At 59.2% G+C, this 23,020-nt stretch carries 17 protein-coding genes; 12 read left to right on the top strand and 5 right to left on the bottom strand.

Going from position 1 to position 23,020, the window contains the following annotated elements:
• Window positions 1-3 precede the first annotated feature (3 nt).
• Window positions 4-4,218, bottom strand: coding sequence for a tetratricopeptide repeat protein (locus tag ACID345_RS23960; RefSeq protein WP_011525405.1), 4,215 nt, complete (start codon window positions 4,216-4,218; stop codon window positions 4-6).
• Window positions 4,219-4,508: 290 nt separating this feature from the next.
• Here ACID345_RS23960 and ACID345_RS23955 point away from each other — a divergent pair, with 290 nt between their 5' ends.
• From ACID345_RS23955 to ACID345_RS23925, 7 genes are all read left to right on the top strand, one after another.
• Entirely contained in the window at window positions 4,509-6,284 is a 1,776-nt protein-coding gene (locus ACID345_RS23955) for a 6-pyruvoyl-tetrahydropterin synthase-related protein (RefSeq protein WP_011525404.1), read from the top strand.
• On the top strand, window positions 6,285-7,379 hold the full coding sequence (locus ACID345_RS23950; protein WP_011525403.1) for a hypothetical protein: 1,095 nt from the start codon (window positions 6,285-6,287) through the stop codon (window positions 7,377-7,379).
• Window positions 7,379-8,218: a hypothetical protein gene (locus ACID345_RS23945; RefSeq protein WP_011525402.1), complete on the top strand. Its 840-nt coding sequence runs from the start codon at window positions 7,379-7,381 to the stop codon at window positions 8,216-8,218. Before ACID345_RS23950 ends, ACID345_RS23945 begins: the two co-directional genes overlap by 1 nt.
• Window positions 8,218-8,739: a hypothetical protein gene (locus ACID345_RS23940; protein ID WP_011525401.1), complete on the top strand. Its 522-nt coding sequence runs from the start codon at window positions 8,218-8,220 to the stop codon at window positions 8,737-8,739. Before ACID345_RS23945 ends, ACID345_RS23940 begins: the two co-directional genes overlap by 1 nt.
• A 201-nt stretch (window positions 8,740-8,940) precedes the next feature.
• Window positions 8,941-11,094 (top strand): tetratricopeptide repeat protein, encoded by a 2,154-nt coding sequence (locus ACID345_RS23935; RefSeq protein WP_187148907.1) that lies wholly within the window; start codon window positions 8,941-8,943, stop codon window positions 11,092-11,094.
• 71 nt (window positions 11,095-11,165) lie between these two features.
• A complete protein-coding gene (locus tag ACID345_RS23930) occupies window positions 11,166-12,296 on the top strand; it encodes a deoxyguanosinetriphosphate triphosphohydrolase (protein WP_011525399.1) in 1,131 nt (376 codons plus the stop codon).
• Between the two features lie 124 nt (window positions 12,297-12,420).
• On the top strand, window positions 12,421-13,617 hold the full coding sequence (locus ACID345_RS23925) for a tetratricopeptide repeat protein (RefSeq protein ID WP_011525398.1): 1,197 nt from the start codon (window positions 12,421-12,423) through the stop codon (window positions 13,615-13,617).
• Here ACID345_RS23925 and ACID345_RS23920 read toward each other — a convergent pair.
• The gene (locus ACID345_RS23920; RefSeq protein WP_011525397.1) at window positions 13,614-15,035 is read right to left on the bottom strand and encodes a M20/M25/M40 family metallo-hydrolase; all 1,422 of its coding nucleotides are present in this window, start codon (window positions 15,033-15,035) and stop codon (window positions 13,614-13,616) included. The genes ACID345_RS23925 and ACID345_RS23920 overlap by 4 nt on opposite strands.
• A 106-nt stretch (window positions 15,036-15,141) precedes the next feature.
• On the opposite strand from ACID345_RS23920, the gene ggt reads away from it, so the two are divergent.
• From ggt to rocF, 4 genes are all read left to right on the top strand, one after another.
• Window positions 15,142-16,887, top strand: coding sequence for a gamma-glutamyltransferase (gene ggt / locus ACID345_RS23915; protein ID WP_187148906.1), 1,746 nt, complete (start codon window positions 15,142-15,144; stop codon window positions 16,885-16,887).
• A 9-nt stretch (window positions 16,888-16,896) separates the two neighbouring features.
• Window positions 16,897-17,730 (top strand): sugar phosphate isomerase/epimerase family protein, encoded by an 834-nt coding sequence (locus ACID345_RS23910; protein WP_011525395.1) that lies wholly within the window; start codon window positions 16,897-16,899, stop codon window positions 17,728-17,730.
• Window positions 17,731-17,809: 79 nt separating this feature from the next.
• Window positions 17,810-19,138 (top strand): asparagine--tRNA ligase, encoded by a 1,329-nt coding sequence (gene asnS, locus ACID345_RS23905; protein WP_011525394.1) that lies wholly within the window; start codon window positions 17,810-17,812, stop codon window positions 19,136-19,138.
• A gap of 85 nt (window positions 19,139-19,223) precedes the next feature.
• The gene (rocF, locus tag ACID345_RS23900; protein WP_011525393.1) at window positions 19,224-20,171 is read left to right on the top strand and encodes an arginase; all 948 of its coding nucleotides are present in this window, start codon (window positions 19,224-19,226) and stop codon (window positions 20,169-20,171) included.
• On the opposite strand, the gene ACID345_RS23895 is transcribed toward rocF, so the two are convergent.
• The 3 genes from ACID345_RS23895 to ACID345_RS23885 all read right to left on the bottom strand — a co-directional run bounded on the left by ACID345_RS23895 (window position 20,168) and on the right by ACID345_RS23885 (window position 21,736).
• The gene (locus tag ACID345_RS23895; RefSeq protein WP_011525392.1) at window positions 20,168-20,497 is read right to left on the bottom strand and encodes an ArsR/SmtB family transcription factor; all 330 of its coding nucleotides are present in this window, start codon (window positions 20,495-20,497) and stop codon (window positions 20,168-20,170) included. The genes rocF and ACID345_RS23895 overlap by 4 nt on opposite strands.
• On the bottom strand, window positions 20,497-20,964 hold the full coding sequence (locus tag ACID345_RS23890; RefSeq protein WP_011525391.1) for an SRPBCC family protein: 468 nt from the start codon (window positions 20,962-20,964) through the stop codon (window positions 20,497-20,499). Before ACID345_RS23890 ends, ACID345_RS23895 begins: the two co-directional genes overlap by 1 nt.
• A 79-nt stretch (window positions 20,965-21,043) precedes the next feature.
• Complete coding sequence (locus ACID345_RS23885) at window positions 21,044-21,736, bottom strand: aspartate/glutamate racemase family protein (RefSeq protein WP_011525390.1); 693 nt, start codon at window positions 21,734-21,736, stop codon at window positions 21,044-21,046.
• A gap of 46 nt (window positions 21,737-21,782) precedes the next feature.
• Here ACID345_RS23885 and ACID345_RS23880 point away from each other — a divergent pair, with 46 nt between their 5' ends.
• Entirely contained in the window at window positions 21,783-22,964 is a 1,182-nt protein-coding gene (locus tag ACID345_RS23880) for a D-alanine--D-alanine ligase (protein ID WP_011525389.1), read from the top strand.
• Window positions 22,965-23,020: the final 56 nt, after the last annotated feature.

The raw sequence follows: 23,020 nt of genomic DNA, 5'->3' as shown, positions 1-23,020 counted from the left end.
TTCTTAAAACAGCGTCAGACGGATTACAGGTCGAATCTGAGTCTGTCCGCGGCCAGTAAAGTGATAAAAGTTGTCCGTCTGAACCCCGAGGGAGAAACGGAGCGGATACTCAACAGGTACATCCCCAAACGCATCCGTCATCGAGCGGCGGAACGGCTTTACATAAGAGATGAAGAAACTGCTCTGCACGTTGTCATATAAGGCGAAACCTTCGCCTTTACCCCACGCGAAATTTCCATCTAGCTTCCAGCGATTATTTGGTTGCCACGTAATTCGGCCGCCGGGTTCGATCGCCTGCGCGATGGCGTAGAAGTCGTCCTGCACGCGCCAGGAGCGGATGTATTCGCCGAGCGCGGCGACAGTCAAACTGCGTTCGCGTCCGAAAGTGTGTTGCAAACCGGCATATGTGCTGGTGGTAAAGAATTCGCGAATGCTCGGGTTGTACTGAATGTCGCGGGCGCTGTAGCCGGTGAGGAGGGCATTGCGTCCCCATGGCCGGCCGACGACGAACTCGAGGCGGGTGCCGACGTCGCGCGAGCTCAAGTCGCGGTCGGTGAAGGGCCCGGCTTCGTGATAGGCCTCGCCGCGAATCTGGAGCCAGTCGCCGATGGAATTCGACTGCAGGTAGACGAACTGGCGGAAGAGGTTCTGGTTCATCACGACCGGCGAATCTTTGTCGCGGCGCACCGTGAACTGGACGCCGGCGTTGAAGTCGAGACGGAGGAAGCCCATCTTCAGCGTGGGATTGATTGCGGTGTTGAAGTTGTAATCGTAGGTATCAGTGGGAACGATCAGCGCGTTGCTGGGCACGGAGAACTCACCGCGAGCATTACGAAGCTGGAAGAAACCACTGATCAACGGGAGCCCATTGAGGTGCAGGCGGTAGCCATTGGTCCAGAGTGACTCGGTGGTGGAGCGCGGCGGAATCGGCTGCTGGCTCCCGACGACGCCGAAAATCTGGCGATCGAGGTTGTAGATGGTCGCGTTATCGAAGATGCCGTGGACGTCGAGGTCGGAGAGCAGGCTCAACTTGTCGTTGATGTGCATGCCCTCCTGACCGGCGGTTTCAAAGAGAGCGCGTTCGGCGGTCGTGTTGTCCGCACCGCTCAGTTGGTTAGCGCGCGCGAAGGCGCTGAGGGCCAGTTGTCCGTTGCGCTGCTGGCGATACATATCGCCGAGAGCGAGCTGGTAATCGTAGTTCTGTGCCTGTTCCGCCGGATCTCCGACGGAAGCGAGCTGGACCTGGGCTTCGTTGGTGTTGCCGCGAACGAGCGCAACATTGGCGAGGCCGATGGCGACGACTTCATCGGCAGCGCCGGCGTCCTTCGCTTTTACGAAGTAGCGCTGTGCGAGATCGAAATCGTTGATCGAGAGGAAAATGTTGGCGGCTTCGACGAGATCGTCGGGGGTGACCGGCGAAGCTTCGCCAATACGGCTTTCTGCAAAAGCGAGCGCGACCTGCTGGCGAGCGTCGCCGTTTTTGCCGTCGTGGACCATGAGGCGCGCGATGGCGAGGCGGGCCTGGACGCGGTCGGCGTCGGGGGCATCGAGGGCGCGTTCGAAGCGCTTCATCGCGCCATCACGATCGCCGAGGGTGAGCAGGGCTTCTCCGGTGTCGAGCAGGATGGCGGATTTCTCGCCGCCGGTTTGCTCGGCTAGCGTTACGTAACGAAGCGTCTCGTCACGATGCTTAAGCTCCGCGTGAGCATGCGCCATCTGGGCGTAGATCAGCGGATCGTTGGGATCGAGGGTGAGAGCGTCGGCCAGCGTATTGAGCGACTGCTGATACTTGCGCTCGTTGTACTGCGTTTCCGCCAGCGCCAGGTGGAGCTTGGGATCCTGCGGCGCGAACTTGATGGCCGCAATGTATTCCTTCTCGGCCTGCGCCATCAGACGCTGTTGGCGATACGCGGTGGCAGTGGCGAGGTGCGTCGCGCCGGACTCGCCCATAATCTTTTCGGCGGCGGCAGCTTCCGCCAGGGCTTCTTTGCCGTGATGCAGTTGCAGCTCGGAGAACGACAGGCCGAGGTGCGCGGTGCCGTTGTTCGGATTGAGCTGGAGCGCGGCGTGGAAGTCCTGCGCGGCCTGCTCGGCGTTCTGCAGATCGTTTAATGCATAGCCGCGGTTGACGTAGGCTTCCACCATCTTGGGATCGCGTTCGAGAGCACGGGTGTAGTCCTGTACGGCTTCGTCCGTCAGCTGCGACTGGCGATGCACGTGGCCTTCGAGGAGCGGGAAGTTCGGTTCCTTCGGAATTATGTTGTCGTACTTGTCGCTGAGGGCAAGGACGTCGTCATAACGGCCGAGGTTGTAATACGTGTAGGCAAGATAGACGCTGGCGTTGCGGTCTTTCGGCAGCTTTTCCAGCGCGCGCTGGCCGGCGACCGCGGCTTCCTGATACTTGCCGCTGTGGAAGAGATAGCGTTCTTTTTCGACGAGCACGTGTGGCTCGTCAGCCATCTCGCCCGTGGCCATCGCGATCCAGCGTCCGGCGAGCGGGAACTGGCGAGCTTCGATGGCGGCATTGGCGGCGTTGGCGATGACGATTGCGTTATTGGGCGCTAGCTCGTGGGCTTTGTCGTAGGCGGCGAGAGCGCGGGTGAAGTCGCGAGTGGCGGTGTAGAGATCGCCGAGCGCCAGGTATGCGATGTAGTCGTCGGGATAAGCCTGCGCGAGCGCGGTGAAGTAATGCTCGGCGCCGGCGGTGTCGCCCACGTCACGCGCGAGATAACCGAGGGCCTCGAGGGCGTAACGATTTTTCGGATCGCCCTGAAGAATGCCGAGGTACATTTGCTTCGACTCGTCTTTGCGCCCGGCCTTCCAGAGCAGGTTCGCGTACTGGAGGGTGATGAGCTGGTTGTCGGGATCGAGCTTCTGCGCTTCCTTCAGATCAGCTTCGGCACCGGCGTAGTCTTCGCCACTGGCCTTGATCGACGCGCGCACGCGGAGGAACTCAGCCTTTGCCGGGCCTTCCACGTTAATCTTGGAAATTTCCTGCTCGGCAATTTCAACTTGCTGTTTGGCGGCTTCGGTGTTGCCGGTATCTTTCAGCGCTTCAGACAAATTTAAGCGGAGAAGCACCGGATAGAGCTGGCCTTCGGGGACGCCTTCCTTCGGCATCGCGGAAAGGGCGAGCTGATATTCCTTCACCGCTTCGTCGTTGCGGTTCTCGGACTTCGCGAGTCCGGCGCGGATGGCGTGCAAGCGGTAATGATTCGGATCGATGGCGGCGGCGCGCTTCAGGAAATCCTGGGCCTTCGTCTTATCGCCGCTCTGGATGAGCGATTGCGCGGCGCTGAGCTGGAACTTGATTTCTTTCGGCGCGGCGTTGGCCGCCTTCACGTAAGTAGCGGCGGCGCTCTGCTTATCACCAGAGAGTTCGTAGGTGAAGCCAAGGTCGGCGAGCAATGCGGGCGTCTTGCGCGGCGCGCTGTTCAACGTCGCGATGGCGTTCTTGTAGTCGTGGTCTTCGCGATAGAAAGTGGCGACCGCCTGGAAGATCTCGACATTGTTCGGCGCGCGGCGCTTGGCCATGTCGAGAAGCTGCTTGGCCTTCTGCGGCTGCTTCATCTTCATGTAGCCCATCGCCATCAGCAGCTCGGCGTGCGCATTGGGCTTCAGGTTGTCAGCGCGTTGCAGGTAGTTGATGCCCTGCTGGTAGTCCTTGGTCCTGAGATAGAGTTCGCCGGCGACGAGGAGGTCATTCTGGCGGGTGGAACCGGCGGCGAGCACTTGCGCGAGCAAGCGCTTGGCTTCGTCGGTGCGGCCCATCTTCATATAGGTCTGGGCGAGGCCTGATTTCGCGTCGAGAGACTTGGGATCGGTCTGGATCGCGTGGTTGTAGGCGTTGATCGATTCCTGGTTGCGTCCGGCGAGGCGCGAGGTGTAGCCAAGGAGCAGCCACAGCTTGCTGTTCTGCGGAGCAGCCTGGACGGCGCGCTGAGCATACGTGGCGGCCGCGGCAGGATTGCCGTGCTTCAGGGCATCCTGCGCGGCGCGAGCCAGACGGCCGACCTCGATGCTATTCCCCCAACCGATTTCGTTGCTGCCGCCGTTGGCGGGAGCGGAAGACGCAGCTTTGCCCTTGGATTTTTTACCGGCTTTCTGCGGCGCCGGTGTTTGCTGCTGCTGGCCGCCGTTGATCTCGAAGTCCTGCGCAACTGCCGCAGATACGACGAATGAGAGGAACAGGGAACAGTAAATAAAACTTTTTTTCACGGGACCACTCGTTCAGGGCTGGTGTGGCACGAACTCAGAGGCAAGCTCATTACCAACTGCTTCGGATGCGAAAACCGGCCCAATCTGCTGCTCGGCAACTCTGCTCATGTGCAGTTTTGAGTCAAGGTGGAATCCGGATACCAACATGGTGTGCAGCTCTACTCATAGATGCCGCTTCGCTACATGTCATGTACGTGCTGTAACGAAATGACTCAGAAAACCATGTGCTCACAAGCGGAATCCAAACTGCTGCTGATTGAAGTTCGGTAGTTTCCGCCAGGAGTGTTCCCTTGTTAAGCAAACCATCAGCGTTCCCCGCCGCCAGCCGGGCGATTCCGCTTTCCGCCATCGTGCTACTCGCGATTGCGATCCACGGCCCACTGCTGCTCATGCAGTTGCCGGCGAATACGTATGACGCGAACACGCACATGTTTTTCGCGTCGCACTATGCCTCCCATTGGTTTTCGCCGTGGAATGACAAGTGGTACGGCGGCTTCTCGCAGACGACTTATCCGCCACTTACGCACCAGTGGATCGCGCTGTTCTCGCACCTTGTGGGCATCACTATGGCCTACATGCTGGTGCAGGGGATCGCGATTGTGCTGCTGGTCGTGGGCGTATATCGGTACGCGAGACTCTGGGTGAGCGAGGTGCAGGCGAGCTACGCGGCGATCGGGTCGATCTTCCTGGGCTCGCTGGCGATGCTGGTGTATCAGTCAGGGCAGTTGCCGACCACGACAGCCGCGGCGCTGACGCTGAACGCATTGCCGTACTTCTATTGGTGGAACCGGCGCGGCCGAATGCTGTCTCTGATAAAGGGCGTGGCGTTGGCGCTGGCGGCAGCAGCGGCCCACCACGTGACGCTGATGTTCGGCGCGATATTGTTCGCGATCCCGGTTTTCATGCTCTCGGTGATGGACCGTAACCTGGATAACGCTGATGATGAGGAAGAGCGCAGCGCGGCGGGAGTGATCGTGCGCGGCGTGATCTTCGGCGTGCTGATGGCGGTGGGCGTCGGCATCGTGTTGTATCCGTACCTGATTCAGCTCTATCACAACCCGATTACGCAGATGCCGATTCCGCACGGCAGCCGCGACAACTACATCTTGAAGCCGATGAGCGGGATGAATTTCTGGATCATCCCGATGGGCGCACTGATTTTGGCGCTCCCGTTCATCCTGCTTCGCGGCGCGACGGAAAGGAGGCTGCGTCCGCTGCTGGTGGGCTGGTGGCTCACCGCGATGCTCGGACTTGGCGGCACGACGCCACTCGGTCACTGGCTGCTCGGCCGTGCTTTTGAAGTGCTGACCTTCGAGCGCTTTACTTTCTGGGCGACATTAATGGCGATGCCGATCGTCGGCATCCTGGTGCAGATCCTGCTGGAACGCTATGCGCGCACGGCGGTGATCGGTTTGTGGATCGCGGCGGTCGCGACCTTCGGCAGCGCGGTTTCGTGGATGGTCTTCCATCCGATTACGTCTTCGCCGTTCAAGATCGACTCGGTGGTGTCGTTCATGAACCGCGAGGGACACAACAAGTTCCGCTATCTCACGCTGGGCTTCGGCCATGACTTCGCGGCAGTGGCGCGCCAGGTGGATGCGAGCACTGTGGATGGCGACTACAACTCTGCCCGCGTGCTGCCTGAGTTAACACAGTACGGCGCCGGACAGCTCTACAACTCGAAGTACTTCGGCGCCTCTGGTATGGAAGCGTTGCGCGCAGTGCTGAAGCACGCGAACCAGTATGGGTTGAAGTACATCTTCGTGCGCGACCGCTACTACGAACCCCTGCTGGCGTTCGCCGGGTGGCGGCAGGCCGAGAGCTACGACAACGGCAACGTGACCCTCTGGACGAAAGAGGATGTTCCACCGCTAAAGAGGATCGACTTCGGTGACCTGATGCCGACGGAATTTCAGGGACTGATGTGGGGCATTCTGCCGGTGGGCGTGAGTTTGTTCGCACTGTTCGCGATCCTGATGTTGCCCGAGCGGAGAGTGATCGGTGAAACCGTAGCGTTCCCGGCGACCACGCCGGCAGAGCGTGTAGTTCTGCGGGAGGCCAAGTAAATGAGCCGCATTCTGACAATTGTGCTTGTGATTCTGACCGTCGCCCTGGTCGCGGCTGGAACCGTACACCCGAGCGACATCGCTCCAGCGACTACGCCCGACGGCGCGGTGCAGGCGTTGTTCGGCCATGCCAAGAACCGCGATTTCAAGGGCGCCTACAACTACGTAGCGGCGTCGAGCAATACCGATGAGCCGTCTTTCGTGAAAGACCTTGGCGGCCGCGATGGCAGCCTGCGTACTTACTCGAACCTGCAGAAAGTGGATACGCGCATCCTGAACCAGAACGATAACGAGGCCATGGTACGCGCAACCACGGAGTGGTCCACCGCTGTCGGCGCAGTCTATGACACGCGCGACCTGAAGGTTGTCAACGACAACGGCAAGTGGAAGGTGGATTGGCCGGTGGTGAAGCAGGCCAAGGTCCCGCCACAGGTGATTCCGGTGAACTATCTGCGCTGGGACATCGTGACCCGCGGCGCCGATGACGATTGGGGCGCGCAGAACGTGGAAGCCCCGCGCGTGCGCATCATCAGCATGAACGCGGTTGAGCGCGAAGGTGCGACCATCGTGATGGGCGAGATCGAAAACGAAGACACGGTGCCGGCATTCGTTTCGGTGAACGCTACGCTGGTGGGCAAGGACGGCGGCGTGCTCGGCGAAGAGAGCAGCTTCGACAAGGTTTCGCATACGCTGCTGCCGAAGGAAATCTCGCCATTCCGCATTGATTTCCCCAAGCTGAAGCTCGCGAGTGTAAAGAGCGTGCGCATGCAGCCGAACTCGATGCTGGTAGCCGCGTCGGCGGATCCGGTGATTGGCGTGTTGAACGAAAAGGTAGATAAGGACCTTCGCGGGCGTCCGGTACTGAAGGGTGAGTTGATCAACCAGAGCGGCCAGACGGTGAACATTCCGCACGTGATTGCGACCTACTACGACGGCAGCGGCAAAGTGGTTTGGGTGAGCGACGGCTACATTGACCAGTCGTTGCCGCCGCAGACGCCGGTACCGTTCAGCGTTAGCCTGCAACAGGACGTGGCGAAGAACGTCCAGAACTACCGCGTGACGGTGAACCAGTACAGCCTCGATAGGACCCAGTGATGCGAACTCTGCTGACTTCCATTCTCGTAGTGGCGGGCTGCTGGTTTGCAGCGTCGGCAGCCCAGGCCCAAAGCTTGCAGGTGCCGAAGACCGCGCCTGCCGGGCAGGAACTGAAGATTTCCGGCGTGAGCGGAACCGTGTTGATTTACGGTCCGGCAGCGGCGATCAAGACCAAGGCCGACGGCGAACTCGTGATCACCGGCGATCAACTGCGCACCGCCGGACTCTACACCGTGGTTGCGGGCGAAAACAGCGGTTCGTTTTTTGTCGTCGCCGATGAAGCCTCGAACGTGGCGTTCCTGGCGCGTCCTTCGCGCGTACCTACGACGAGGCCGGGCGTGATCAGTGGCACTGCCTTTGTCTTCGACAAATTCAACAATCTCGTAATACAGCCCACGCCAGTGAAGTTCGATCTCGCGGTTCCGGGTACGCCGGCCGAGACGCGCACCGAAACGAGCAAAAACGGTGTGGCCTTCGTCCGCATGGATTCCGGCAAGAAAAGCGGAGCAGCGCAATTCGTCGCGCAGATTGGCAACACGCAGGTGCGTCGCGTAGTGCAGCAGACGGCAGCTGATCCGTGCAATATCAAGATGAAAGCTGAGCCCTCGAAGAACGGCATTCTCGTAACGACCGATCCGATTAAAGACTGTTCCGGCAATGCCGTGCCTGACGGAACCATCGTGACCTTCACGGAAGTTGGTGACGGCGGGCGGAGCACGGTGGATGCGCGGATCAAGAAGGGCTTTGCGCAAGCCGAGTTGCCGAATACGCCGAACACGACGTTGACGGTGGCGTCGGGCGTGGTGATGGGCAACGAGATCCATTGGGGAGGGAAGTAATGCGTCGAGTGTTTCTGATCCTCTCAATTGCAGCAATCGTGATCGGTGCGGCTTTCACCGCGCATCACGTACTCGCGGCGACGCCGTCCATCCAGGTACAGCTTGCGGTGGACAACACGCAACCGCGACAAGTGGAAGAAGCGACCCAAGCCGCAGTGCTGCGCGACTACAAAGAAGCCTGGAAGAACCTGGCGACGGCGATGGAGAACAATCGCGCCGACGCGCTAAGTCCCTCGTTCGTTGGCTTCGCGCAGGACAAGCTGAACCAGGCGATCGACCAGCAAAAGAAAAACGGACTGCGGCGCAAGTACGTGGACCACGGCCACAAGGTCGAGGCGGTCTTCTATTCTTATGATGGATCGGCGCTGCAGTTGAAGGACTCGGCGAGTGTCGAGGTGCAGCTGCTCGATGGCAACAAGGTGGTGGCGACCGAACCGGGCACAATTCATTACATGGTGCTGATGACGCCTGCCGAAAATAGCTGGAAAATCAGGGACTTGGAAGCCGTCCCTAGTTTCTAACCTCTTCAATAGTTTAGCGTCCAATTCAATGGGCGAAGCGGTTCAAGCCGTTTCGCCCTTTTTGCTTCTCCGGACAGCCAGAGCGGGATCCGGAGGAGGTTCACGTTTTGCCAGACGCTGAATGGGAAGAATCCGGCTAAAATGAAGTAGATTCTCCCGGTCAGGGTCCGGCATCCAAGTCGTAGAATGGCTGGTCTTTTCATGAACCCAAAAGCTCTCTCGTCCACTTTGGCCGTGCTGCTGTTGTCTGCCACGGCGAGCCTTGCACTGCCGAATGGGCCTACTTTGTTGGCTCAGCAGAAGCAGGACGCGCCGACGCCAACCGCTCCGGCCAAGCCGAATGCGGCCCAGCCAACTTCGAATCCGGAAGCCGACGCCAAGAAACCAGCCAATCGCGCTGACGCCTACTACCACTACACGATGGCGCACATGTACGAGGAAATGGTGGCGACGTACGGCCGCGCCGAGTACGCGAACAAGGCGATTGAGGAATACCGCGCGGCGATCACCGCCGATCCGTCGTCGGACTATTTAAACGCCGGACTGGCCGATCTTTACTGGCGCACGGGCCGCATTCGCGACGCGGTGCTGGAAGCGCAGGAGATCCTGAAGCGCGATCCGAAGAACGTGGATGCGCACCGCCTGCTCGGGCGTATTTACCTGCGTTCTTTGGGCGACATGCAGAGCGGCAATAACCAGTCTCGCGACATGCAGCGGCTGGCGATTGAGCAGTACGAAGAGATCGTGAAGCTCGATCCGACGAGCGTGGAAGACCATCTGCTGCTCGGTCGCCTGTATTCGTACAGCAACGACCTGACCAAGGCCGAGAAGGAATTCAAGACCGCCGTCCAGATCCAGCCGGATTCCGAAGAAGCTGTGACCATGCTGGCGTACCTCTATACGCAGGAAGGCGACACCAAGAAAGCGCAAGAGGTGCTGAGCAACATTCCCGACGACGATCGCAGCGCGAAGCTGTATTCGACTCTGGGCTACACCTACGAAGAGCAGAAGGATTACAAGAAGGCGATCGAGGCATACCGCAAGGCGGTGATGCTCGATAAAGAGAACCTCGACTCCGTCCGCGGGCTGGCGCAGAACCTGTTGAATGACGGGCAGCTCGATGCCGCGCTGGAGCAGTACAAGATCATCGTTGATCAGGACCCGAGTGACGCTCAGAGCTACCAGCACATCGCGGAGATCGACCGCCGCAACGGCAAGTTCGAAGCTGCGCTCGATGCGCTGAAGAAGGCCTCCGCACTAGTGCAGGATTCGCAGGAGATCCCGTACAACATGGCGGTGATCTACGAGGGCCAGGGCCGCTACGAAGACGCCATCAATACCATCCAGCAGCTTCTTACGAAGACCGATAAGCCGGATGCGTCCTACAGCTCGGCCGATCGCAGCAACCGTTCGATCTTCCTCGAGCGGCTGGGCAACATCTATCGTGAGGCGAACAAGCCGCAGCAGGCGGTGGAGACCTTCCGGCGGATGATCGCGCTCGGTGACGATCCGGCCTCGCGTGCTTACCAGGAGATGGTGGAGACCTATCGCGATAATCGCGATTGGCCGTCAGCCACAGCAGCGGCGCAGGAAGGCGCAAAGAAACTTCCCAAAGATCGCGGGCTGCAACTAGTTCTCGCCGCGCAATTGGCGGATGAAGGTAAGGCCGACCAGGCGCTGAGTATTGCGAAGTCGCAACTCAATGGCAAGGCCGCCGATGACCGCGAAGTGTACGTGTCTCTGGCGCAGATGTACACGCGGTTGAAGAAGTATCCCGAAGCGGAAGACGCGATCGCGCAGGCGATGAAGCTTGCAGGCACGCAGGATGAACGGAACTACGTCACGTTTGTGCAAGGCTCGATCTACGAGCGTGAGAAGAAATTCGAACAAGCGGAAGAGGCCTTCCGTAAGGTCATCAATGCCGATCCGAAGAACGCCGGCGCGCTGAACTACCTGGGTTATATGCTGGCCGACCGCGGCACGCGCCTCGAAGAAGCGCTTGGCATGCTGCGCAAGGCCGTGCAGATGGAACCGCAGAACGGCGCGTATCTCGACTCGCTGGGCTGGGCCTACTTCAAGATGGGCAACTACGAGCAGGCGGAAGAGAACCTGCGCAAAGCGTCCGACAAGATCGGCAGCGATCCGACGGTGCAGGACCACCTTGGCGATCTTTATCAGAAGACGGGGCGCCTGAAGCTGGCGGCCACGCAGTGGGAACGCGCGCTGGACCAGTGGAACCACTCAGTGCCGGCAGAAGTTGACGCCGATGATGTGGCGAAGGTGCAGAAGAAGCTGGAGTCGGCGAAGATCAAGCTGGCACAGCAGACCTCGACGACTTCTAACACGAAGCAGTGAAGTTCAAACTGCACGAAGACAGAAGGGCATCGCGAAAGCGGTGCCTTTTTGATTGGTGCTAAACTCGCCCCATGCCTGCCGGCTATGCGGTGGACGTTGAACAATCCCGAGGGCGGCGCATCCCTGAGCCGCGGCACGCTTACCGCAACGACTTCCAGCGCGACCGCGATCGCGTGCTTCATGCGCGGGCCTTTCGTCGCTTAGAGAACAAGACGCAGGTCTTTACCGGCCGCTATTCCGACCACTTTCGCAATCGGCTGACCCATACGATTGAAGTCCAACAGATTTCGCGTACGATCGCGAACGCGCTGGATTTGAACGTTGACCTCGTTGAGGCGTTGGCGCTGGCGCATGACATTGGGCATCCACCGTTTGGACATGCCGGTGAGAAGGCGCTCGATACCGCGATGCGCAAGCACGGCGAGCGCTTCGACCACAATCTGCACGCGCTGCGCATCGTGGACGATTTCGAGCTGCGCTACATCGCGTTCCGCGGCTTGAATCTCACCTTCGAAGTGCGCGAGGGGATCATCAAGCACTCGCGCGATTACAAGGAGAGCGAGCATCCGGAACTGAAGGAGTATCTGCTCGATCGCCGTCCGCCGCTGGAAGCGCAGTTGATCGACCTGACCGACGAGATCGCCTACAACACCGCCGACATGGACGACGGTTTCGAAGCGCGCATCTTGAACATCGACGCGCTCCGCACGGTGCCGATCTTCGAGCGCTTCTATCGCGAGGTGGAGGCGAAGCATCCCACGGCGCGGCGCAAACTGAAGTTCAACGAGACGGTGAAGCGGATCTTCGACCGGCTGGTCACCGACCTGATTGAGAACACGCGCAAACGCATCGCAGACTCCGGCGTGAAGACAGTTGAGGATGTTCGCAACTATCCCGAGCGGCTGGCGGCGTTCAGTCCGGATGTGGATGCGGAGCGCGCGGAGTCGAAGGCGTTCCTCTACAAGAACCTCTATTTCAGCGAAGCATTGCAAAACGAGAAGATTGACGCGGAACTGATTGTCGGAGGATTGTTCGGGCATTTTATGACCCATCCCGAGAGTTTGCCGCCGGGCTACCAGGAGAAGGCGCAACAGGAAACACGGGCACGCGTGGTGTGCGACTACATCGCTGGGATGACCGATAACTTCATCCAGAGCAACTACGAGCGGCTGATGACCGACGAAGCGCCGAGCGAAGAATAGCTTCCCAAAAGCAGCGCAGCTCTCGATAACTTCTTAAGAACTACATCGTCTTACGGCATAGATTCAGCTACTCTGAGCGGGAACTCTCGCGAGACGAGGGGTGTCTATTTCACAGAGGGAAACCATGCGCTTGATCGGGGCTGTGTGCTTGTTGTCGTTGTGCGCGAGCGTTTTTGCGCAGGACCTTTCGGACAAGGCGGAGTACGACAAGCTGAAAGCGCACGCGACGGAGCTCTTCAATCAGAACAATTTCCTCGCAGCTTTGCCGGAGCTCCAAAAACTCGCAGACCAGAACCCGAAAGATTATGCAGTGCTGGAGGCGCTAGGTTTTGCGCTCGCCAGCAAAGCGCTTCTGGAAACCGATGCCGACCAGCGTAAGGCCGACCGCATTGCTGCGCGCAAGCACCTGCTGGAGGCCAAAAAACTCGGCGATAACAGCGAGATGATCAACTACCTGCTAGAAACGACCCCGGAAGACGGCACCCCGCGAAAGTTCTCCGACAACAAAGAGATCGAACGGCTGATGCAAACCGCCGAAGCGCATTTTGCGAAGGGAGAACTCAACGAGGCAAAGGCCGGATATCTCCAGGTGCTGCTGCTCGATCCCGAGAATTATGCAGCGGCGTTGTTCACTGGAGATGTGTATTTCAAGGATGGCAAGTACTGCAGCTCCATCCAGTGGTTCCAGAAAGCGATTGAGATAGACGCCAACACCGAAACCGCCTACCGATACTGGGGCGATGCACTCGACCACCTGGGCCAGAAAGACGAAGCGCGACGAAAGTTTATGGAGGCGGTGATCGCCGACCCGTACAACAATCGTCCATGGCAACACTTGTACCAGTGGATGAAAACGCAGGGCCACGAACTGACGGTTCCCAAGATACAACCGCAGGCCTCGGTGAACGTGGAATCGGACAAGAAAATCAATATTACGGTGAACTCAGGTAGCGTCGAGAAGCACGATGGCAGCGCTGCGTGGATGACATATGGAATCGGCCGCGCGGCTTGGCAAGGTGAGAGGTTCAAGAAGGAATTTCCGAACGAGCCGAAGTATCGCCACACGCTGCGCGAGGAGAATCATGCACTCTCGCTCGTCGTAAGCTCGGTGAAGAGTCAAAAAGACATCAAACAGCTTGACCCGCAGCTCGCAACACTGGTGAAGATATCCGACGCCGGACTGCTCGAGCCGTACATCCTGCTCAATGCGGCAGACCAAGGCATTGCCCAAGACTACGCGCCGTATCGCAAGGAACACCGCGATCTGCTCTACAAATATCTCGATACGATTGTTGTCCCGCAGTTGAAGCCGGGGCTCTAGCGCGAGCCCAGCGTCGCCACAACATCGAACAAAATCTTCGGCGCCCTTCGCACTTCTTCTACCCGGACGCGCTCGTTATTCCCGTGCTCCGTAGAGCTTTCTTCTTTTGTCGCGGCATACGGCGTAAAGCCGTAGCAACTGATGCCGATGCTGCGGTAGCGCTGGTTCTCGGTGTAGCCGCTGGTGATGGTCGGAACCACCGGCGCATCAGGGAAGTAGGACGCCGAGATCTCGCGGAATATGTCGAACAGCGAGGTATGGACGTCGGAGGCGTTGGCTTTGCGGAAGTCAGAGCTTTCGGGCTCGACGGTGACTTTCGGGTCGTCCACCACGCGCTTCATCATTTCAAGAAATGCATGCGAGTCTTCACCGGGCAGCAGGCGGACGTCGAGGTGCGCCGTGGCCTCGGTGGGAATGACATTGGTCTGGTGCGAGGCTTCGAGCTGAGTGACTGAAATGGTGTTGCGCAGCAGGTAGGCGTATTCAGTGTCCGCCGACATGCGCGCAGCGAAACTCTTGTCCTTGAGCGCCATGCGGATGTCGCGGAATTTCTCGGCGATGTCGCCCTTCTGCGTCGGCGCGAGCGCTTTGAAGTGCTCTTCGACGACCGGCAGAACTTTCAACTCCGTCTGATAGTTAATGACCTTGAACAATGCGCGGATCAGCCGATTAGGCGCGGAATCCGCCAGCGGAATCGATGCATGGCCCGGAACGCCGTGCGCGGTGAGCTTGAGCCAGAAGGGCGATTTCTCGGCGACATCTACGCCCACAGATTCGACGTGGCCCTCCTTCATTAAGTTCGTGCCGCCTTCGGTGATGAGAAACTCGGCATTCTCCAGCATGTCGCGTTTGTTGGCGATCATCCAATCGGTGCCGATGCCGTCGACTTCTTCGTCGCTGGTAGCGAGCAGAATGATGTCGCGGTCCAGCTTCACGGCTTCGCGCTTGAGCATCACTATCACTACGAGTTGCGCGAGTCCTTCATTCTTCATGTCCTGCGCGCCGCGGCCGTAGATGGCGCCATCAATAATCTCGGCGCTGAAGGGGTTGACCTTCCACTTGTCGGGATCGCTGGTGACGACGTCCATGTGGCTGAGCAGGATCAGGGGCCGGTGCGTGCCGTCGCCCTTGATGCGTGCCCATATATTGGCGCGGCCCGGAGTGAATTCGAAGAGCTGGTTCTCGATGCCGTTTTCGTCCAGGATCTTTTTGAAGAATTGCGCTGCAGCAAGCTCATTACCCGGAGGATTCGAAGTGTTCACGCGGAGGTAGTCGCGCATCCACGTAACGGCCTGGTCGGAGTACTGCGTCATACGATCGGCGGGGATGGCCGCGGATGGTAGCTTGTTCTCGGTTTGGGCGAAAGCAGCGGCCGCGAACAACAGACAGGTGAACAGAGTCCGGTTAAAACGTGTCAAGGCTCCTCCGAGCGAAGAGCGAGTATCACGTAAGCAGAGTGCGTTTTGCAAATTTGACTCGCTCGCGAGCCTGCACTAGCCTCTTGGTTTGTCTCTTCCCATGATAATGACCCGCTTGAAAGCCGCATTTTCCCTGACGTTCGCCGTTGTTCTTTCGACCACTCCGCTGATGGCGGAGACCATGGTCAACCCCGAGCACGCCAAGCACGCGATGGTTGCCGCGGTGCAGATCGATGCCAGCAAGGTCGGCGTAGAGATCATGAAGCAGGGTGGCAATGCTGTGGATGCCGCGGTCGCCACCGGTTTCGCGCTGGCGGTTACGCACTCGGCGGCGGGGAACATTGGTGGCGGTGGGTTCATGCTCATCCGTATGGCGAATGGCGAGAGCCACTTTATTGATTATCGCGAGAAGGCGCCGGCCAAGGCCACGCACGATATGTATCTCGATGCGCAGGGGAACGTGTTGCCCGATGCCAGCCTTGTCGGATACAAGGCCAACGGCGTGCCGGGATCGGTGGCGGGCATGGTGTACGCCGAAAAACATTTCGGCAAGCTGACCCTGCAACAGGTAATGGCACCGGCGATCCGGCTGGCACGCGATGGCTTCGCGCTCAGCTTCGAAGATGCGATGGGCTTCCGCGACGAGAACCTGACGAAGTTCCCCGAGTCGCGGCGTATCTTCCAACGCGACGGTAAATTCTACGAACCGGGCGACGTATTCAAACAACCGGAATTGGCGAAGACGCTGGAGCGCATCGCGGAAAACCCTGATGATTTCTACAAGGGTGCGATGGCGAAGGAAATCGCAGCCGACCAGGCCAAAGGCGGTGGATTGATCACCGCAGAGGATCTCGCAGCTTACGAAGTAAAAGATCGGCCCGTGATTCGCGGCACCTATCGCAATTACCAAGTTCTCAGCGCGCCACCGCCGTCATCAGGCGGAATCGCGCTGGTTGAGGCGCTCAATATTCTGGAAGGCTACGATCTCGGCAAGCTCGGTAATCGCTCGGCGGCGGCCATGCACCTCACGCTGGAAGCCTATCGGCGTGCGTTCTACGATCGTGCGGAATTTCTCGGCGATCCCGATTTTTCGAAGATTCCTGTCGCGCAGTTGATTGACAAGCACTACGGCGTTGCCTGGCGCAAGTCGATCGACGAGCAGCATGCAACGCCGAGCAACGAAGTGAAGCGTCCGGTGGGCTTTGCGCAGCTTGACCAGTACGCAGTGCTGCATCCGCCCGCAACAAACGTGTATGAACCGGAAGACACGACGCACTACTCCGTGGTGGACAACGCCGGCAATGCCGTTGCGGTCACGACCACGCTCAACGGCGGCTTCGGCAACTACGTCACGGTCTCAGGGCTCGGCTTCCTGCTCAATAACGAGATGGACGACTTCTCTTCCAAGCCGGGGGTGCCCAATCAATACGGACTGATTCAAGGCGAAGCCAACGCGATCGGCCCGGGGAAACGTCCGTTGTCAGCGATGACGCCGACCATCGTTCTGAAGGACGGCAAGCTCTTCATGGTGCTGGGATCGCCGGGCGGTCCGCGCATTATTACGACCGTCGCCAACATTCTTATGGGCGTGGTGGACTATGGCCTCAACATCCAGCAGTCGGTGAATGCGCCGCGCTACCACAACCAGTGGCTGCCCGATCTCGAATATCTCGAGCCTGGTTTTTCGCCGGACACGCGCGCGGCGCTGGTGAAGATGGGGCATCACATCGCAAAAGAGGAAGAGGACTGGGGCTATTGGAGTGACGGCGAATGCATCCTGGTGGATCCGCTTTCGGGCGAGCGCCAGGGTGCCAGCGATGGCCGCAATAACGGTCATGCGGTAGGCTACTAACAGACACTTATGCTGAAAGCCATTTCGTCGTACGTGCAGGTGAAGGAGCGACTGCATCCCGGGATGCTGGACGCGTATGCCCGCATGGGGGCGCAGGCCATCGAGATTTTTGCCGCGCGCGGTCACTTCGATTACACCAACCGCCAGCACGTCCGCGAGACGGCGAACTGGTTTAAGACCTCCGGTGTGCCGTTGAGTTCACTGCACGCACCGATGTTTGCCGACTCGGACTGGGGCCGCGACGGCACGCCGCCGCTAAACATCGCCAGCCTTGATAAGAAAGCGCGCATCCTGGCAATGGACGAAATCAAGCGCGCAATTGAAGTCGCCGAGCAGATTCCATTCCGCTTCCTGATCCAGCACATCGGACTACCGAACGAGTCTTTCAGCGAGCACAAATTTTTCGATGCCGCCACGGCTTCCATCGAGCATCTGCATGCTTTCGCGAAACCACTGGGTGTGCGCGTCCTGTTGGAGAACATTCCGAACGAGCTCTCGACGCCGGAACGGCTGCACGAACTCGTGACCACCGCCCACTTCGATGACATTGGCTTCTGCTTCGATATCGGTCACGCGCACATCGAACAAGGTGTGGAAGCGGCGTTCGCGGTGATGAAAGATCGCATTCGCTCCACGCACATCCACGACAACGACAAACAACGCGATGCGCACCTCTGGCCCGGCGACGGCAGCATTGATTGGAACGAAGCGATGAAACTCCTGCGCAGCGCGCCGCTGGTGCCGCCGCTTGTGTTCGAAATCGAAGCGGAGACCGCGGGTAACCTCGAAGAAAAATTCGGTGAGGTCGCGCGCAAGTTGGAAGGCGCCGGAGCAAGCGCATAAAGATTTGTATCAGGGCACGACTTTAGTCGTGCCGATAAAGGCATAAGAAACGAGAGGGCTTTAGCCCCTGTAGACATTTATGGAACAAGCACCTGTAAGCACTATTCACGAAATCGGCAAACACGACGGCCAATCCGTCACCATCAAGGGCTGGCTCTACAACCTCCGCGAGAGCGGGAAACTGCTTTTCCCCATCTTCCGCGACGGCACCGGACTTCTCCAAGGCGTGCTCTTCAAGAAGAACGTCTCGCCCGAGCTGTTCGACCTGGTGAAGAACCTCACGCAGGAGTCGAGCGTGATCGTTACCGGAAACGTGCGCGCCGAGCAGCGCGCGCCGGGCGGCTACGAAATGGACGTCACCGCACTCGAAGTTGTGCAGCGTGTGCCGGAGAACGAACCGTATCCGATCACGCCGAAAGAGCACGGCATCGAGTTCCTTATGGAGCACCGGCACCTCTGGGTGCGCAGTCAGCGACAGGCCGCGATCCTGCGTATCCGTGGCGAGATCGTTCGCTCTGCCCATGAATTTTTCGATAAACAGGGCTTCACCCTCACCGAGCCGCCGATCCTGACGCCGGCCGCGTGCGAAGGCACGTCCACGCTCTTCCCGGTGGACTACTTCGGCGATCCCGCGTTCCTCACGCAGTCTGGACAGCTCTACATCGAAGCCACCGCGATGGCGTTGGGCAAGGTGTATAGCTTTGGGCCAACGTTCCGCGCGGAGAAGTCGAAAACACGCCGCCACCTTACCGAGTTCTGGATGGTGGAGCCCGAGGTCGCATTCGCCGAGCTCGACGACATCATGAAGCTCGCCGAAGATTTCATTACGCACATCGTAAAGAGCGTGTTGGAGCGCCGTCGCGACGACCTCAAGACCATCGAGCGCGATCTCTCGAAGCTCGAGAATATTGACACGCCTTTCCCGCGCATCAGTTACGACGAAGCCGTGCAGATGCTCCAGGAAGGCCACGCCAAGGGTGAACTCGAAAGTCGCTTCGAATGGGGCGGCGATCTTGGATCGCCAGACGAGACATATATTTCGTCGAAGTTTGATCGCCCTGTGATGATCCACCGCTATCCAGTCGAGGTGAAGGCGTTCTACATGGAGCCCGACCCGAACAACTCGAAGGTCGCGCTCTGCGTGGACGTGCTTGCGCCCGAGGGGTACGGCGAAGTGATCGGCGGCTCCCAGCGTATGGGTTCGTACGAGAAGCTGCTGGCGCGCATTCACGAACATCAATTGCCGGAAGAGTCGTTCAAGTGGTATCTCGACCTGCGTAAGTTCGGGGGCGTGCCGCACTCCGGCTTCGGCATGGGCATTGAGCGCGCGGTCGCGTGGATCTGCGGGCTCGACCACGTGCGCGAGACGATTCCGTTCGCGCGCACGTTGCACCGTATCTATCCGTAGAGTACAGTTTCAAAGCTCTTAACCGTCGGGCACTCGTGGGGAGTGCCCGTTCGCTCGCGCTCGGCGGGCAGAAATCAGAACTCTTATGGCAACTTCTCCAAAAACTGTTTTTAATCCAAGCATTACCAGCAAGAAAATTCGCGTACTGGGCGTTCCTCTTGATCTCGGCCAATCGCGCCGCGGCGTGGACATGGGGCCGTCGGCGGTCCGCGTTGCCGGGCTCGAAGCCAAACTTGAAGCTCTAGGGCACGTGGTGGAGGATGGCGGCAATGTCTCGGTTCCACTGGCGGAGACCAAAGACCCCGGCCCCCATTCGGCAAAATATCTCAGCGAAATTGCGCAGACCTGCCAGAAGCACGCGGACCTGGTGCTGAAGGCGCTCGAAGAAGGGCGCGTGCCGCTCGCGCTCGGTGGCGATCACTCCATGGCCGCCGGAACCGTGGCGGGCGTGGCGGAATATTACCGTCGCCAGAACCAGAAGATCGGGCTTCTGTGGATTGATGCGCACTCCGACATCAACACGCCGGAGAGTTCGCCGAGCGGCAACGTGCATGGCATGCCGCTGGCCGCGCTCATGGGGCTCTCGGTTCCCGAGCTCAATATCTACGACTTCCTGCCGAAGGTGCAGGCCGACAACTGCGTGCTCGTCGGCGTGCGCGACATCGATCAGACGGAAAAAGAGAACATCCGCAAAGCCGGCATCCACGTCTTCACTATGCGCGATATTGATGAACGCGGCATGCGCGCGGTAATGGAAGAGGCGCTGCGCCTCGCCGGGCGCAACACCGTGGGGTATCACGTCTCGCTCGATATGGACTGGGTGGATCCCGAGGACGCGCCGGGCGTGGGCACGCCGGTGTGGGGCGGAGCAACTTATCGTGAAGCACATTTGGCGATGGAGATCATCGCCGACCACGGCCGCATGACGAGCTTCGAGATCGTGGAAGTGAACCCGGTGCTCGACGAACGCAATCAGACAGCGGAGTTGGCGGTAGAGCTCGCGCTGTCGGCGTTTGGGAAAAAGATTCTCTAGAGTTCGTCTTCTTCCAGCATTTTTGCCAGCCGATCTAACCCGCGTTCCCACTGCGTGCGGTGATCGCGAATCCACTGCTCGAGCACATCGAAGCCAGCGGGTTCGATGCGGCAGGTGCGCACCCGGCCTTGTTTTTCGGTGTACACCAGCCCGTTCTCTTCGAGAATCTCGAGATGTTGCAGGATCGCCGTCAGCGTCACGTCGAAGGGTTCGGCGAGGTGCGACACCGACATCGGTCCACGGCTGAGGCGGTCGAGCAGAGCGCGCCGCATGGGATCGCCCAGCGCGTGGAAGATGCCTTCGATATTCGGCTTCGCTTTTGCCATCACATCGTGGACGCGAGTTTATCGAACAGTTTGCGCCATCCGTCTTCACGCATCTTCGGGCCGTCGGAGCCTTCGAAGAATGCCGCTTGGTGCGTTAGTACCAGCTCGGTGCCGATGTCGTTGCGGACGAACTCGATCGTCGCCATCGAAGTTGAGATGGTGCGGCCGCCGATCGACATGAAGCTCGCCTGCACGATGCGCTGGTTGGGCACGATGTCGAGATAGGTGCCCTCGGTCGCCAGTTCCACGCCGGGGAAGGGCGTCTTGTCGCTCATGCGATAGCGGGTGAGCTCTGTGCCGCCGACGCGGAAGTCGCCTTCGAATTGCAGCACCTCATGGCTATGCCCCTCGGCGAACCACTTGCGTTTCTTGGCCGGATCGGCAAAAGCGGCAAACACGCGCTCCGGAGTCTGGGGAAGGAGACGCTCAACGGTAAAGGTGTTGTGAACAACGTTCGGTTCTGGCATATCGAAACTCCTTACAATAGTGAAGCAACGACTTCAGTATTGCAAGGGGTGGAACAATAGTCAAGTGAAAACTTCAGTATTATTTAAGGGCGAAATCCAAGGCAGCTTCGCAATGCAGGGTGGTGGTATCGAACAGAGGCACCGCTGAGTCTTCCGGGCCGATGATCATCATCAGCTCCGTGCAGCCGAGGATGATGGCCTCAGAACCGTCTGCGATCAACCGCCCAATGATCTCCCGATATTTCTGCTTCGACTCCGGCAATACGCGGCCATGTACGAGCTCGTCGAAGATGATGCGGTGGGTTTCGGCCCGATCTACATCGTTGGGCACAAGCACTTCTAGCCCGAACTTCTGCGTCAGTCGATCTTTGTAGAACGGCATCTCCATGGTGAATGCCGTTCCCAGCAGGCCGACCTCCTTCTTGACCGTGCGGAGGATGGCTTCGGCAGTCACATCGCAGAGGTGGAGCAGCGGGATCTTCACCGCCGCCTCCACTTCCGGCGCCGCGGTATGCATCGTATTCGCACAGATCAGCACGCAATCGGCGCCACCGCGCTCCAGGCGTTTCGCGGCATCGACAACCAGCGCGTTAGCTTCGTCCCAGCGGTTGGCGTGCTGGAACGTCGCCAACTCGTCGAAGTCAATGGAGTAGAGCAGCACTTTTGCGGAGTGTCTCCCGCCGAGGCGCTGCTTCGCTCCCTGGTTCAGCAGCTCGTAGTAATGCGCGGTGCTCTCCCAACTCATGCCGCCAATCAGACCGATAACTTTCATGCGAACATTATCGGCGATAATGTCTTTTCATTTTGAGGAGCATTGCTTGGCAAAGAAGATCCGGGTGGGCGTGTTGTTTGGTGGACGCAGCGGCGAGCACGACGTCTCGCTGCTGTCGGCGGCGTCGGTGATCAACGCAGTCGATAAGAAGAAGTTCGAGGTCGTTCCGATCGGCATCACCAAAGAAGGTAAGTGGCTCACGGCCTCGCATGCTGAGTCGTTGCTGAATGGCAAGAAAGCCGAGCAGCAACTGCGCGCGGGTGATCCCGAGGCGACGCCCGGTGCCGCGGTGCTCGCGAAGGGCGAAGCTGTGCTGGTCCCTCCGGTTCCGCAGTCAGACCGCTCGGCGATCGTTCCGTTTGAGACCGATGCGGCAGGCCATTCCGCTTCGTCTATCGATGTTGACGTCATCTTCCCCGTGCTCCACGGCACCTTCGGCGAAGACGGCACCATCCAGGGACTCTTCGAACTGGCGAACATACCCTACGTCGGCGCAGGCGTACTTGGCTCGGCGGCCGGCATGGACAAAGACATCATGAAGGCGCTCTTCAAGAACGCTGGCCTTCCGATCGTGAAGCACATGACCGTGCTGCGCAGCCAGTGGCAACGCGAGCCAAAGAAAGTGAAGAAGCTGGTCGAGTCGAAACTGAAGTATCCGGTGTTCGTAAAGCCGGCAAACCTCGGCTCGTCGGTCGGCATTTCCAAGGCGCATGACTCGAAAGAGTTAGGGCCGGCGCTCGATGAGGCCGCGAAATTCGACCGCAAGCTCGTCATCGAACAAGGCGTAGGCGGCAAGAAAAAGAAAGCGCGTGAGATCGAGTGTTCCGTCCTCGGCAACGACGAGCCGAAGGCATCCGTCCCTGGCGAAATCGTGCCGATCAAAGAATTTTACGATTATGCCGCCAAGTATCTGGATGAAGGCTCGGCGCTCGAAATCCCTGCGAAGCTTCCCAAATCCACACAGAAACAGGTGCAGGAACTCGCAATCCGCGCCTTTCAGGCGGTGGATGGCAGCGGCCTGGGACGAGTGGATTTCCTCATCGATCCCAAGAGCAACAAACTTTATGTCAACGAGATCAATACGATGCCGGGGTTCACTTCGATCAGCATGTATCCCAAGTTGTGGGAAGCCTCGGGCCTGAAATATACGGACCTGATTACGCGCTTGATTGAGTTGGCGCTGGAGCGCCACGCCGACAAACAAAAAAATCAGTACACCAAGGACTGATCGCTAACCCCGCCGCGAGATGTCCGTCTTTTAAACGGTGGGTGGTGATGCAAACG

The sequence above is a fragment of the Candidatus Koribacter versatilis Ellin345 genome, from assembly GCF_000014005.1.
GTDB lineage: Bacteria > Acidobacteriota > Terriglobia > Terriglobales > Acidobacteriaceae > Korobacter > Korobacter versatilis_A.
This window is presented reverse-complemented; position numbering and strand designations above follow the sequence as displayed.

Excerpts from the sequence above, each read along its gene's own strand:
- ACID345_RS23910 (WP_011525395.1), top strand. The coding sequence starts at position 16,897 with ATGCTGAAAGCCATTTCGTCGTACGTGCAGGTGAAGGAGCGACTGCAT.
- ggt (WP_187148906.1), top strand. The coding sequence starts at position 15,142 with ATGACCCGCTTGAAAGCCGCATTTTCCCTGACGTTCGCCGTTGTTCTT.
- asnS (WP_011525394.1), top strand. The coding sequence starts at position 17,810 with ATGGAACAAGCACCTGTAAGCACTATTCACGAAATCGGCAAACACGAC.
- ACID345_RS23925 (WP_011525398.1), top strand. The coding sequence starts at position 12,421 with ATGCGCTTGATCGGGGCTGTGTGCTTGTTGTCGTTGTGCGCGAGCGTT.
- ACID345_RS23935 (WP_187148907.1), top strand. The coding sequence starts at position 8,941 with ATGAACCCAAAAGCTCTCTCGTCCACTTTGGCCGTGCTGCTGTTGTCT.
- ACID345_RS23940 (WP_011525401.1), top strand. The coding sequence starts at position 8,218 with ATGCGTCGAGTGTTTCTGATCCTCTCAATTGCAGCAATCGTGATCGGT.
- ACID345_RS23945 (WP_011525402.1), top strand. The coding sequence starts at position 7,379 with ATGCGAACTCTGCTGACTTCCATTCTCGTAGTGGCGGGCTGCTGGTTT.
- ACID345_RS23930 (WP_011525399.1), top strand. The coding sequence starts at position 11,166 with ATGCCTGCCGGCTATGCGGTGGACGTTGAACAATCCCGAGGGCGGCGC.
- ACID345_RS23885 (WP_011525390.1), bottom strand. The coding sequence starts at position 21,736 with ATGAAAGTTATCGGTCTGATTGGCGGCATGAGTTGGGAGAGCACCGCG.
- ACID345_RS23895 (WP_011525392.1), bottom strand. The coding sequence starts at position 20,497 with ATGGCAAAAGCGAAGCCGAATATCGAAGGCATCTTCCACGCGCTGGGC.
- ACID345_RS23890 (WP_011525391.1), bottom strand. The coding sequence starts at position 20,964 with ATGCCAGAACCGAACGTTGTTCACAACACCTTTACCGTTGAGCGTCTC.
- rocF (WP_011525393.1), top strand. The coding sequence starts at position 19,224 with ATGGCAACTTCTCCAAAAACTGTTTTTAATCCAAGCATTACCAGCAAG.
- ACID345_RS23950 (WP_011525403.1), top strand. The coding sequence starts at position 6,285 with ATGAGCCGCATTCTGACAATTGTGCTTGTGATTCTGACCGTCGCCCTG.